At 69.6% G+C, this 12,893-nt stretch carries 11 protein-coding genes and 1 pseudogene; 9 read left to right on the top strand and 3 right to left on the bottom strand.

Annotated features, from left to right (window positions below; genetic code table 11):
* Both ACTWQA_RS13205 and ACTWQA_RS13200 read right to left on the bottom strand, forming a co-directional pair.
* Positions 1 to 1,221: a hypothetical protein gene (locus ACTWQA_RS13205; RefSeq protein ID WP_443159515.1), complete on the bottom strand. Its 1,221-nt coding sequence runs from the start codon at positions 1,219 to 1,221 to the stop codon at positions 1 to 3.
* A gap of 112 nt (positions 1,222 to 1,333) precedes the next feature.
* Positions 1,334 to 3,076 (bottom strand): glycoside hydrolase family 97 catalytic domain-containing protein, encoded by a 1,743-nt coding sequence (locus ACTWQA_RS13200; RefSeq protein ID WP_443159514.1) that lies wholly within the window; start codon positions 3,074 to 3,076, stop codon positions 1,334 to 1,336.
* Positions 3,077 to 3,254: 178 nt separating this feature from the next.
* On the opposite strand from ACTWQA_RS13200, the gene ACTWQA_RS13195 reads away from it, so the two are divergent.
* The 8 genes from ACTWQA_RS13195 (at position 3,255) to ACTWQA_RS13160 (ending at position 11,395) form a co-directional block, all read left to right on the top strand.
* Positions 3,255 to 4,562: an alpha-L-fucosidase gene (locus ACTWQA_RS13195; protein ID WP_443159513.1), complete on the top strand. Its 1,308-nt coding sequence runs from the start codon at positions 3,255 to 3,257 to the stop codon at positions 4,560 to 4,562.
* Between the two features lie 24 nt (positions 4,563 to 4,586).
* Complete coding sequence (locus tag ACTWQA_RS13190) at positions 4,587 to 6,005, top strand: ABC transporter substrate-binding protein (protein WP_443159512.1); 1,419 nt, start codon at positions 4,587 to 4,589, stop codon at positions 6,003 to 6,005.
* Positions 6,002 to 6,892 carry a carbohydrate ABC transporter permease gene (locus tag ACTWQA_RS13185; protein WP_443159511.1) on the top strand — a complete coding sequence of 297 codons (891 nt, stop codon included), beginning with the start codon at positions 6,002 to 6,004 and terminating at the stop codon, positions 6,890 to 6,892. Before ACTWQA_RS13190 ends, ACTWQA_RS13185 begins: the two co-directional genes overlap by 4 nt.
* Positions 6,893 to 6,900: 8 nt before the next feature.
* On the top strand, positions 6,901 to 7,803 hold the full coding sequence (locus ACTWQA_RS13180; RefSeq protein ID WP_443159510.1) for a carbohydrate ABC transporter permease: 903 nt from the start codon (positions 6,901 to 6,903) through the stop codon (positions 7,801 to 7,803).
* 5 nt (positions 7,804 to 7,808) lie between these two features.
* Complete coding sequence (locus tag ACTWQA_RS13175; RefSeq protein ID WP_443159509.1) at positions 7,809 to 8,105, top strand: cupin domain-containing protein; 297 nt, start codon at positions 7,809 to 7,811, stop codon at positions 8,103 to 8,105.
* A complete protein-coding gene (locus ACTWQA_RS13170; RefSeq protein WP_443159508.1) occupies positions 8,102 to 8,986 on the top strand; it encodes an aldo/keto reductase in 885 nt (294 codons plus the stop codon). The genes ACTWQA_RS13175 and ACTWQA_RS13170 overlap by 4 nt, the downstream gene beginning before the upstream one ends.
* Positions 8,987 to 9,066: 80 nt before the next feature.
* On the top strand, positions 9,067 to 9,549 hold the full coding sequence (locus ACTWQA_RS13165; RefSeq protein ID WP_443159507.1) for a hypothetical protein: 483 nt from the start codon (positions 9,067 to 9,069) through the stop codon (positions 9,547 to 9,549).
* A gap of 94 nt (positions 9,550 to 9,643) precedes the next feature.
* Positions 9,644 to 11,395, top strand: coding sequence for a cytochrome c oxidase assembly protein (locus tag ACTWQA_RS13160; protein ID WP_443159506.1), 1,752 nt, complete (start codon positions 9,644 to 9,646; stop codon positions 11,393 to 11,395).
* Between the two features lie 183 nt (positions 11,396 to 11,578).
* On the opposite strand, the pseudogene ACTWQA_RS13155 reads toward ACTWQA_RS13160, so the two are convergent.
* Positions 11,579 to 11,629 (bottom strand): annotated as a pseudogene (locus ACTWQA_RS13155) (hypothetical protein); the annotation flags it as partial.
* A 416-nt stretch (positions 11,630 to 12,045) separates the two neighbouring features.
* On the opposite strand from ACTWQA_RS13155, the gene ACTWQA_RS13150 reads away from it, so the two are divergent.
* Positions 12,046 to 12,867 (top strand): SAM-dependent methyltransferase, encoded by an 822-nt coding sequence (locus ACTWQA_RS13150; protein ID WP_443159505.1) that lies wholly within the window; start codon positions 12,046 to 12,048, stop codon positions 12,865 to 12,867.
* Positions 12,868 to 12,893: the final 26 nt, after the last annotated feature.

The following is a 12,893-nucleotide window of genomic DNA, read 5'->3' as shown; positions in this document are numbered from 1 at the left end:
TCATTTGATGACGATCTTGTCGAGCTCGGGCGAGCGTGCGGTGTGGCTGTAGAAGCGGATCGCGTTGACCCCGGCCACCAGGTCCACCGGCACGGTCGCGGTGGTCACCGTGTCTTTGGTCCCGGTCATCGGCACCTGGATCGCATCGCCGCCGTTGACGCTGACCGCGTACGTCTGGGAGCCGTCCACCAGCGCGTGCACGGTCATCTGCCTGGTCCCGGTGGTCTCCGACAGCACGCCCTTGACCACGGCGTAGTCGTAGACGTTGCCGCCGATGAGGATCACCTTCCGCCCGCCGGAGCAGACCACGCAGTAGGCGGGCTCGGCCGCGCCCTCCCACACGTTGCCGGCCCGCTCGGCCTCGTACGTGCCAGGGCTCCGGTCCGCCGGCGGCAGCGTGACCGGGGGCGTCGCAGGCCCGAGCTGGTCCGCCTTGAGGTCCTTGACCAGCAGGTACGTCTCCTGCAGCCCGGCGCTCCTGATGCTGCGGTAGATGCCCCACTTGGGCCGGTTGTACTGCTCCGGCGTCCACCACAGGTCGATGTTCTCCACCTTCTGGTCGACGATGGTCCGCGACCCGTCCCGCAACACCCATCGCATGTAGCCGTCGTCGGCGGACTTGAGCTCGATGGTGACGCCGACCCACTTGTTCTGGATCGGCTCCAGGTCGGCGGTGGCGAAGTCGTGGGACTTGTTGTCCTCCAGCGTCCAGTAGCGCGCCACGATCTTCGGCACGCCGTTGACGACCGGCAGCGACAGCTGCGCGACCGGGGTGCCGATGTCGGACGTCTTCAACTGCCAGATGTGGGTGAAGCTGGTGGTCGCGTCGAGCGTGTCCGGAATGTACATCTGGTACGTGATCCGCCACGTCTCGTCCTTGCGCATCTCCAGCGGCCGGCCGTCGGCGGCTCGCATCCCGCGTACCTCGTTCCGCATGCGGTCGGAGCCGTCGCGGTCCTCCAGGTGCGCGTCGAACCGCCAGGCGTTGCCCGCGACGTAGACGTGCGGCTGGCCCTCGGGGTGCGAGCCGCGCCGGTCGTCCTCAAGCGCCTCGAACGCTTTCACGCCGTCCCGCCACGGGCTCGGACTCCACCGGGTCTCCCAGCGCGGCGCCCCAGCCCCAGCCTCGGCCCCCGTGCCGGCCCCGGCCTGGGCCGGTGGGGCGGCGGCCAGGAGCAGTGCGAGCGCCGACAGCGCGCCGGCCAGGCGCAGGCCCCTCATGAGGTCCTCGCCCCGCGGCGACAGGCGTGGAGGTGCGTGACGCCGGGGCGGGAGCCGGGGGCGCCGATACGCGACAGGGGGGCTAAGTCGCCACCCGATCGTCTGGTCGTCATCAGAGTGCTCTCCTCAGGTGAAGCGTGAATCCGCCGTTCTGGGCGACGGCGAGGTCGAGCTTGCCCCCGGCCGGCACCGTGACGGTCTCGACGGCGATCGTGTCGCCCGGGGCGTCCAGGTAGATGTCGGCCGTCCACTCCCCCTCGTCGAGGAAGTCGAACGGCACGGTGAGCGTGCGGGCATCACCGGACACGCCCGCGCCGACGTACCACTCGCCGCCGCTCCTCCTGGCCAGCACGATGTGGTCGGCGGGGTCGCCGGACAGCAGCCGCGTGTCGTCCCACGCAGCCGGGACGGTGGACAGCAGCCGCAGCGCCTCCGGCCGGGCCTGGTAGGCCTCGATGGAGTCGGCGAAGTGCTGGATCCCGGACTCGAAGAGCACCGACAGGGCGAGCTCGAATCCGGCCGAGATGGCCCGCACCGCGGTGAACGTGCACGGCGTGAAGTCCATCGGGCCCTGCACGTTGCGGGTGAACGCCAGCGACAGGTAGTGGGTGGCCGGGTAGAGCGGCTCTTTGCCGGGCTTCGGCTTGATCCATTCGGCGCCCTTGACCGCCTCGGCGGTCATGAACTGCGGCCAGGTGCGCTCGGTGCCGCGCGGGATCGTGCCGCCGTGGAAGACCACCATGAGCTCCAGCCGGGCGGTGGCGGCCAGGATGGCGTCGAACCAGCGCATCCGGTCCTGACCGTCCGACTCGGTGAAGTCGATCTTCACGCCGACCGCGCCCCACTCCTTCCAGAGCGCGAGCTTCTCGCGGTGCTCCAGCTCGGTGTCGACGTGCTGCCAGTGCGACCAGAGCCAGACGCCGACACCCCGGTCGCGGGCGTAGGCGATCAGCTCGGGCATCCACTCCTTGTTCCAGCCGGCGTCCGCCAGCAAGTACGGCCAGCCATTCGCGGCGGCGAAGTCCACCCAGCGCTTCTGGGCCTCCAGGTCCCGCGTAGAGAGTCCGTCGGACCACCACGACCAGGCGGCGGCTCCGGGCCGGATCCAGGAGGTGTCCTCGACCTCGGACGGCGCAGCGAGGCTGGTGACCAGGTCGCTCTCGACGATCGTGGCCAGGTCGCCGACGATCATCGTGCGCCACGGGGTGACGAGCGGGCTGGCCGTGGTCACGTACGGGTCCGGCAGGTCGAGGCGGAACGCGCGGCCGTCGAAGCGCAGGCGGGAGCCGGCGTATCCGGCGTCCAGGTTCGACTCGGTGATCAGCATCCAGGCGTCGCCGGCCTGGAAGAGCGACGGGTAGCCGTACAGGATGGGCTCGGCGCCGGCCACCGTGGTGTGCCGGTGGATCTCCTCGTAGTCGCAGCGCCCGTTCTCGTACGGCAGCAGGACCGCGCGGGCGTCACCCGGCACGACGTACTCCGAGACCTCCTCCACCACGGTCACCGGACCGGTCCAGGGAATCACGTAGCGGTAGGCCACGCCGTGATCGCCGACCCGGATCAGCAGGTCGAGCCGGTGCCCGCCCGCGGTGAACGACAACGTCCATTCGCCGGCCGCGTAGCGATGCTCGCGCCGTTTCCCGGTCACCGTCCAGTAGGACTCCTCGACCCGCCGCTCGGATATCCCGGCCGCGACCAGCCCCGTGCTCAGATCCGCGTGGGCGGTGCGGACGCCCAGCCTGGACGGCTCCAGCACGGTCCGTCCCGCGTGCCGCAGCTCCAGCGTGAGCTCGCCCGCCGCGGACAGGTCGAGCACCGCCTCCAGATCCCCGTCGCTCAGCGTCCAATTCGGCACGTGACCCTCCATGGTGAAAGAGATAGGAGGAGTAGATCGCGTCCTGCCGCCCGGCGACGGCGCTGCCGCTCCGGCCACGCAAGGCACCCGACGCTCCTCACAATGCGCAAGAGCCTAGGTTGCGACGGGTTTCAATTCAATTCTTGACGAAGTTAATTAGTCGGTCTACGGTGCGGTCATGCCTCACGGACTGTCGCCGCATGACGGCACCACCCCGGCTATACATCCGACCTCTAGTGCCCGGCTGGCGGAGTTCCGTGAGCAACGGTTCGGGTTGTTCATCCACTGGGGCCTGTACGCGCTGGCCGCCCGGCACGAGTGGGTCAAGCAGCGGGAGCGACTCACGGACGAGCAGTATCAGCCGTACTTCGACCATTTCGCCCCCGACCTGTTCGACCCGGACGCGTGGGCGGAGGCGGCGGCCGGCGCCGGCATGCGCTACATGGTGCTGACGACGAAGCACCACGACGGCTTCTGCCTGTGGGACTCGGCCTACACCGACTACTCGGTCGCGCACACGCCGCACGGCAAGGACCTCGTCGGCCCGATCGTGGAGGCCTTCCGCGCTCGCGGGCTCGGGGTGGGCTTCTACCACTCGCTGATCGATTGGCACCACCCGCACTTCCCGATCGACGGCCTGCACCCGGCGTACGTCGAGGGTGCGACTCCCGATGACCGAAATATCGGGCTGTACCAGTCCTATTTGCACAACCAGGTTGAAGAGCTGCTTACCCGCTATGGCCGAATCGACACGATGTGGTTTGACTTCTCCTACTCGAAGCGGGTCAGGAACGGCACGCGCACACCCGGCGGCAAGGGCGCCGCGGACTGGCGGTCGGAGGAGCTGGCGGCCATGGTCCGCAGGCTGCAGCCCGACATCCTGATCAACGATCGCCTGGAGATCCCCGGCGACTTCACCACGCCCGAGCAGTTCCAGCCGCCCGCCCCGCCGGCCGAGGTCTGGGAGGCCTGCCAGACGCTCAACGGCAGCTGGGGCTACGACCGCGACAACCTCGACTACAAGCCGGTGGACCTGCTCGTGCGCATGCTGGTCGACACCGTCGCCAAGAACGGCAACCTGCTGCTCAACGTGGGGCCCAACGGGCGCGGCGCGTTCGAGGCGCGGGCGCTGGAGTCGCTGCGCGGCATCGGCGCGTGGACGCGGCTGCACGGCCGCTCCATTTACGGCGCCGGTCCGAGCACGTACGAGGCGCCGCCGGACTGCCGCTACACCCAGCGCGGCGACCGGCTCTACGTGCACCTGTTCGCCTGGCCGTACAAGCATCTGCACCTGCCCGGGCTGGCGGGCAAGGTGCGCTACGCGCAGTTGCTCAACGACGCCTCGGAGATCCGCGTCCTGGCCACCGACCCGGCCGTGGACAGCGGGCACACGAAGCTGGGCGCGCTGGCGCCCGGCACCCTGACCCTGCAGCTCCCGGTGCAGCGACCCGACGTGGCCGTGCCGGTGCTCGAGCTCTTCCTGTGAAAGACCCCCCACGGAGATGACCCCATGGAGATGAACCGTCGGCAGATGCTGGCCCTGGCGGTGGCCGCCGCCGCGCTGTCCGCCTGCGGCGACAGCCGCCAGCAGAAGCAGGCCGCGGCCCCGGTCAAGTCCGGCGCCCAGGTGATCGACCCCAACCGTCCCAGCAGCGACGACTGGCCGTTCGAAGAAGCCGAGCAGCTCAACAACTCGCTGACCTGGCCGAAGACGAACGTTCCCGACCCGGCGTCCAAGGTCGTGATCACGCTGGCGTTCACCACGGACGCCGTCACCGAGGTACGCAACGCGCAGTTCGACTTCTTCTTCAAAAAGCGCCATCCGAACATCGAGATCAAGCGCGAGTCGGCGACGTTCGACCAGTTCCTCACCAAATACATGGCGCAGGCGGCCGGCGGCACGCTGCCCGACGTGCTCTACAACCACTACTCCTGGACACAGAACCTCATCGCCAACAAGGTCCTGCAGCCGCTGGACGACTACATCGCCAAGACGCCCGAGTTCGACATGGACGACATCCCGCAGCGCGGGCTGGGCTACTTCCAGCGGGACGGCGCGCTGTACGGGTTGCCCACCGACATGGCGCCCAAGCTGCTCTTCTACAACAAGGACCTGTTCGACAAGGCCGGGCTGGACTACCCGGACGAGACCTGGACGTGGGACAAGCTCTTCGAGACGGCCAAGAAGATGACCAGCGGGTCGGGCGTGGAGAAGATCTACGGCGTCTCGCCGATGCCGAAGCCGTCGCCCGACCTGAGCTCCGTTTACCTGCTGCCGTTCGGCGGGCGGTTCCTGGACGCGGCCGAGTCGAAGGTGATGATCGCCGAGCCGGCCGCCAGGGACGTCATGGCCCGCTGGCTGGACCTGCTGCTCAAGGACAAGGCGACGCCGAGCCTGGCCGAGCTGCAACTGCTGGAGAAGGTCGATCCGTTCAAGTCCGGGCACGCGGCCCTGTTCGTCAACGGCGCGTGGGTCATGCTGGAGCTGTCCAAGCAGAAGGCGTTCAAGTGGGGCGCCACGCAGGTACCCAAGGGGCCGGAGGGCCGCACCACCCCGGCCGTGGGCAGCGCGCTGGTGATGGCGGCCTCGTCGCAGAACAAGGACGCCGCCTGGATCTACATGCACGAATACCTGTCGGCCTCCGGCTACAAGTTCCGCCGGATCGCCGCGCCGGCCCGCCAGTCCGCGTGGGAGGACACCGCCAAGGCGCTCGGCATCCCGGAGGAGGAGTCGGACCTGGTCAAGAAGATCATGGCCGACTACGCCTCCGACGACGGCGTGCTGCGGCTGCCGGCCAACAAGAAGGTCGTGGACACCGCCCTGCCGATCTGGGAGCGGGCGCAGCTCGGCAAGATCAGCGTGGACGACGCGCTGAAGGAGATGGTCGACAAGGTCACGCCGGTCCTGAGCGAGAACAAGATCGCATGACCGCCGTCAGCCCGCTGGCGCGTCGTGAGGCCCGGCGTTTCCACCTGTTCGTCTCGCCGTGGCTGATCGGGTTCGTCCTGTTCAGCGCGGGCCCGATCGTCGCCGCCGTGGTCCTGAGCTTCATGAAGTGGAACCTGCTGCAGACGCCGGCGTGGGTGGGGTTCGGCAACTACGCACGCATGTTCAACGATCCCGAGTTCTGGGAGTCGATCGAGAACACGGTGCAGTACGGCCTGGGCTCGGTGGCGCTCGGCGTGACGTTCACGTTCGTGCTGGCGTTGCTGCTCAACCAGCCGCTGCGGTTCCAGGGCCTGTTCCGCACCGTGATGTACCTGCCGTCGGTGGTGTCGGGCCTGGCCACCGCGCTGCTGTGGATCAACATCCTGCACCCCGACTACGGGTTGATCAACAAGCTGCTGGCCTCGGTCGGCATCGACGGACCCGGCTGGCTGGCCTCGCAGGAGTGGGCCATCCCCGGCCTGGTGCTGATGAGCGTATGGGGCGCGGGCAACACCATCGTCATCTACCTGGCCGGCCTGCAGGGCATCCCGAAGACGTTGTACGAGGCGGCGGAGATCGACGGGGCCGGGTGGTGGCGCAGGTTCTGGAACGTCACGGTGCCGATGATGTCGCCGGTCATCTTCTTCAACGTGGTGACCGGGTTCATCGCCGCGTTGCAGAGCTACGTGCTCATCCTCGTCATGACCGAGGGCGGACCCGGCAACGCCACCATGGTGCTGGGGCTCTACATCTACCGGCAGGCGTTCGTCTACTTCGACATGGGCTATGCGGCCACGCTGTCGTGGGCCATGTTCGTGCTGGTCATCATCGTGACCGCGATCCAGTTCAGCCTGGCCAGGCGCTGGGTGCACTACGAGTTCAAGTGAGGTCCCCGATGCTCCTCGAGACCGCGGCCCGGCCCGCGCGTACGAAGCCGGGCCCGTCCCTGACGTCCGACCAGGCCGAGCGCATCAGGCGGATCCGGCGCAGCGGGGCGTACGTCCTGCTGATCATCAGCTCCGCGGTGTTCCTGCTGCCGTTCTTGTGGATGCTGACGACCTCGCTCAAGTCCGACGCCGACAACCTGGCCTTCCCGCCCCAATGGTTCCCGGACTCCTTCCACGTCGAGAACTACGTCAAGGGCTGGACGGGGTCGCTGCCGTTCACCAGGTTCCTGCTGAACACGATCCTGATCACTGCGCTGTCCATGGCCGGGAACCTCATCTCGTGCGTGTTGCCCGCCTACGCCTTCGCGCGGCTGCGGGCGCGGGCGGCCGGGGTCATGTTCACGGCGCTGCTGGCCACGATGATGATCCCGCGCGAGATCACGCTGGTGCCGAAGTTCATCATGTTCTCGAAGCTCGGCTGGGTGGACACGTATCTGCCGCTGGTCGTGCCGGAGTTCTTCGGCGTGGCGCTCTACATCTTCCTGCTGCGGCAGTTCTTCACCACGATCCCGCAGGAGCTCATCGACGCCGCCCGCATCGACGGGGCCTCGGAGCTGCGCATCCTGTGGAGCGTCATGCTGCCGCTGGCCAAGCCCGCGATCGCGGCGATCTGCCTGTTCTCCTTCGTCGGCAACTGGAACCAGTATCTGGAGAACACCCTTTACCTGCGCTCGATGGAGAAGATCACGCTCGCGCAGGGCCTGGGCATGTTCAGCGGCCAGTACGTCACCCAGTACAACCAGATGATGGCCGTCGCGCTGCTGTCGATGCTGCCCATCCTCGTCGTGTTCTTCCTGGCTCAGAAGACGTTCATCCGGGGCGTCACGCTCACGGGTATCGCAGGAAGGTAGTCGTTATGCGTAGGAGCACGCTGGCGGCCATGGGAGCCGGAGTGTCGCTGCCCGGGTACCGGGTCGAGTCCGGTGGGGTCTCGACGTTGCCGCCGGGCCGGATCAGCCACGCCAAGGGCCCGCACACCCATCCGGATCCGGAGATCTTCCTCATCCTCTCCGGCACCGGAAAAATCCACATAGACGGTGAAATTTCGGATTTCGCCAGGGGTGATGTGCTCATCGTGGAGGCCGGTGAGGACCACCATCTGGAGGCGGTCTCGGACGTGGTCACCGCCTGGCTGCACGTGGAGCCCGCGTGACGTCGCCCGTCCCGCTCCCCCGCGTCGGCCTGGGCGGGGGCCCGCTCGGCAATTACCTCCTGACCATCTCCGACGCCGAGGCCCAGGCGGTGATGGACACGGCCTGGGAGTGCGGCATCCGGTACTACGACACCGCCCCGTTCTACGGGCTCGGGCTGTCGGAGCGGCGTATGGGCCGCGCGTTGCGCGAGCGCCCACGTTCGGCGTTCATCCTGTCGACCAAGGTCGGACGGCTCGTGCGGCCGGGGCCGGGCGACAACGGCGGCTTCGCCGTGCTCGGCGACCGTCACGTCGAGTGGGACTTCAGCCGCGACGGAGTGTTGCGCAGCGTCGAGGAGTCCCTGGACCGCCTGGGCCTGGATCACGTGGACATCCTGCTCATCCACGATCCCGACCGCCACTGGCCCCAGGCGCTCGACGAGGCCTATCCCGCGCTGGTGGAGCTGCGCTCGCAGGGCGTCGTCCGCGCGATCGGCGTGGGCATGAACCAGTCGCCCATGCTGGTGGACTTCGTCAAGCTCACCGACCTGGACCTGCTGCTGGCCGCCAACCAGGCCACGCTGCTGCGCCGGACGGCATTCGGCGAGCTCCTCCCGCTCTGCCAGGACCGCGGCATCCCGGTCATCGCGGCGAGCCTCTTCCACCGCGGGCTCCTGGCCGCCGCCGAGCCGCCCGTGGACGCTCCCGCCGAGGTCCGCACCCTGGCCGCGGCATGCGCCCGGCATGACGTGCCGTTGCCGGCCGCGGCCCTGCAGTTCCCGCTGCGGCACCCGGCCGTGCGCACGGTCCTCGTCGGCGCCCACGCCCCGTCGCAGGTCATCGCCAACCTCCAGGCTCTGGACCGGCCCGTCCCCGCCGCCCTCTGGGACGAGCTGGGCTGATCTCGCGCGGGGACCCCGACCTTCAGACCGCCTGAAGCTTGAGCTAGGCTTCAGGCGAGCTGAAGGTTGGAGGAGTTCTCATGGATCATGTCCTGCTGTCGATACACGTGCTCGCCGGCATCGTGTTCGTCGGAGGCTCGGCCGTCGCCGCGAGCCTGTTTCCTCGCTACGCTCCGGTCACCCCGGCCGCGAGCCCGCCGGGGGAACCGAGTCCGGCCGCGAGCCCGCCGGGTGAGCGGAGTCCGGCCGTGGCCGCCTTGCTGCACCGCATCACCGGCGGGTACGCCGCCTTCGGCCTCATCGTTCCGGTCGCCGGGATCGCGCTGGCCCTCGTCCAGGGCCGGATGGGCGAAATCTGGATCAACGTCGCCATGGTGCTCACCATCGTGGCGGGCGGGCTGCTGGCCACGCAGATCTACCCGCGCCAGCGCGCGGCGCTCAGCACGCCCGATGACGGCCGGAGGCTCCGGACGCTGTCGATGCTCGCCGGCGTCTACAACCTCGTGTGGGCGGTCGTCGTGGTCCTCATGATCGTCCGCCCCGGCGCGGCGCCGCCCGCCTGACCCGCACGCGGCACATCTCCGGCCCCTCTCCGAACGATCCGCGCCACCGCCGTGGGCGGGTGAACCGGCGGAGCCGGCCCTGCGTACCCCTCGTATGCAGTGGAAGACGGTGTATGCCGGGTTCGCGGTCGGTGTGGGGGTCGTGGTGCTGGTCGCGGTGCTGCGGTTCGGCGGCGGCGCGGGTGCGCCGGCGATCCCCGGCCTGCCCACGGCGGGTCCGCTGACGGACTGGGGGCTGCCGCTGACGCGGTTCCTCCACGTCGTGTGCGCGGTCGCCTGCGTGGGCACGCTGCTGGCCGGCGTGCTGGCCCCCGCCGGGTCGGCCGAGCCGGCGCGGTGCCTGCGCGCGGCGGGCTGGTGGGCGCTGGGCTGGGCGTTCACCACGCTGCTGAGCTACGTCCTGACGTTGTCGAGCTTCATCCCGATGCCGGTGGCGGAACTCCTCGCCACGCCCGGCCGGCTGAACATCGGCACGCTGCTCCCCCAGACCCAGGCCCTGCTGGTCGTCCTGGGCGTGACCTTCTTGGTGGCGGCGGCCACGTACGCGCGGCGGCTGCCCCGATGGATCCCGCTGGCGATCGCCGTGTTCGGGCTGCTGCCGCCCACCTACGTGGGCCATGCCGCCTCGGCCGCCGACCACGATCTCGCGGTGTCGGCGCTGATGGCGCATCTCGTGGCGGCCTCGTTGTGGGCCGGCGGACTGGGCGCGCTGCTCGTCCACTTCCGCTGCTCGGACGACCTGCCGGTGGTGCTGCCCAGGTTCAGCACGATCGCCTTGTGCTGCTTCGCCGCGGTGGCCTTCTCCGGCCTGGCCGGCGCGTGGGTGCGGCTGGGCGCGCCGTCCGATCTGTGGCGGACCCCGTACGGCCTGCTCCTGCTGGCCAAGGTGGCCACGCTGGCGGTGCTCGGCTGGTTCGGCTGGAACCACCGCCGCCGCACCGTCCTGGGCGTCGCCGACCGCGGGGTACGCGGCACGTTCGTGCGGCTCGCGGCAGGTGAGGTCGGCGTGATGGCGGCGGCGACGGGGCTGGCCGTCGGCCTGTCACGTACTCCCCCTCCGGCAGGCGGCGAAGGATCGGGGCATGGCGCGCTGGGGTACGACCTCGCGCCGTTCTCCCCTGGCGCGCTGATCAGCGAGGTGCGCCCGGACGCGTTGATCATCTTGCTGCTGGCGTTGCCCGCGGCCGCGTACCTTGTCGGCCTGCGCAAGGTTGCGGCGTGGCCGTCCGGCCGCACGTTCGCCTGGTACGCCGGGCTGGCGCTGGCCGCGCTGGTCCTGGTCGGCGGGGTCGGCGGCTACGCGCGGGCCATGTTGTCGGTGCAGGCGCTGCAGCATGTCGTGCTCGCCGTCGTCGTTCCGCTTCTGCTGTGCGCGGGCGCGCCTGTCACGCTGGCCGGCAGGACCGTCATGGGCTTCAGCAGGCCTGCCGTTCTGACGGTCGCCTACCCGGCGCCGTTCCTGCTGCTCTACGCGACGGGGTGGCTGCCCTGGTCGCTGGACGAGTACGCCGTGCACCTGGCCACCGGTCTGCTATTCCTCGGGCTCGGGCTGGCGGTGTCGTGGGTGCTGGCCGGCGCGGACCCGTTGCCCGGATCGCTCTCCTGGGCGGCGCGGGTCCGGCTGCTGGCGGTGGTGGCCGGCACGCACCTCGTTGTCGGGACGTACCTGCTGGCCGGGCCGCCGGTCGCGGCGGACTGGCTCACCCTCGCGGCCCCGCCGGGCGCGCCGGACCTCCTCGCCGACCAGCGCCTGGCAGGGGCGGTCTACCTGCTCGTCCCGCTGCTCGCCCTCACACCGGTGGCGGTGCGGCTGGGCGCGCGGGCGTCTCAGATGGCGTCGCGTTGAATCGGGCAGGTCATGCAGTGGGTGCCGCCGCGCCCCTTGCCGAGCCGTCTGCCGTCCTGCTGGAGGTTGACGGCAGAGTTGACGTCCCGGTCGTGAAGCGTGCCGCATGCGCTGCACGTCCACGATCGGACGTACGACCACGGTGTGGCAGGCCGAGCAGCGTTTGCTGGAGGCGAAGAACCGGCCGGCCTTGACCAGCGTCCGCCCATACAGCTTGGCCTTGTACTCCAGCATGCCGACGAACTGGCCCCACCCGGCGTCGTGCACGCTCTTGGCCATCTGCCTCCACCGGGGGCAGCGGCTGGGGGGCGGCCTCGACCACGGTGGGCGGGCCCCCGCTTGCACACCCGGCCTGAAGCTGAAGGCCGGAGCACTGCGGACGATCCCGGTAGCCGAACGCTGAGAAGAAGCCGGGGAACTGGCCGAACCCGGCCTTGGCGTCGGCATACACGCCGGCGTCCAGCTGCGGCTTGCGTACGGCGAGCGTCTGGAACACCAGGGCCAGCATGAGCATGCCGACACCGGCAGCGGCATCTGGAGAGTGTCGGCAAACCGTCAAGTTCCTCTCTGCCGACGCACCTACCAGATGCACCCATGGAGTCCGCGCTATCTTGAAAGCCCGCAAACGCCGTATATGAGGTGGAGCGCTCGTGACGGAAGACTCGTCCCCTCCGGACCCGGACCTGCTCGCCAGGATCGACACCACCCGGCCGCATCAGGCCAGGGTCTGGAACTACTGGCTGGGGGGGAAGGACAACTACCCGGTCGACCGGGAAATGGCCGCCAAGCTGAAGGAGGCCTACCCCGGCATGGAGGACATCGCCCGGCACGCCCGGGCGTTCCTCGGGCGGGCGGTCCGGTTCCTCGCCGGCGAGGCCGGCATCCGGCAGTTCCTGGACATCGGCACCGGATTGCCGACCGTGGACAACACCCATGAGGTGGCGCAGGGCGTGGCCCCATCCAGCCGCGTCGTGTACGTCGACAACGACCCCCTCGTGCTGGTGCACGCCCGCGCCCTGCTCACCAGCGACCCCCAGGGCGCCTGCGACTACATCGAGGCCGACGTGCGCGACCCGGACGCCATCCTGGCGGCCGCGGGCAAGACGCTGGACTTCGCCCAGCCGACGGCGGTCATGCTCTTGGGCGTGATGGGCACCATCATGGCCGACGATCAGGCATACGCGCTGGTGAAGCAGCTGATGGACGCGCTGCCGTCCGGCAGCTACCTGGTGTTCGAGGACGGCACCAACGTCATCAAGCCGGAAGCGGCGGCCGAGGCCGAGCAGCTGCGCGAGCGCGGCGAGGGTTACCAGTACCGGCTGCGCTCCCCCGCCGAGATGGTCCGGTTCTTCGACGGGCTGGAGCTCGTGGAGCCGGGCGTCGTGTCCGTTTCCCGCTGGCGAGTGGAGTCGGACGTGTTCGGCTTGCCCGCCGAGGTGGACGCGTTCTGTGGGGTCGCCCGCAAACCGTGACGGCCGCGCAGGTCACCGCCGTGGCG

The sequence above is a fragment of the Nonomuraea sp. 10N515B genome, assembly GCF_052245915.1.
Classification (GTDB): domain Bacteria; phylum Actinomycetota; class Actinomycetes; order Streptosporangiales; family Streptosporangiaceae; genus Nonomuraea.
Note: the sequence above shows the minus strand (reverse complement) of the source record. Positions and strands in the feature narration are given on the sequence as shown.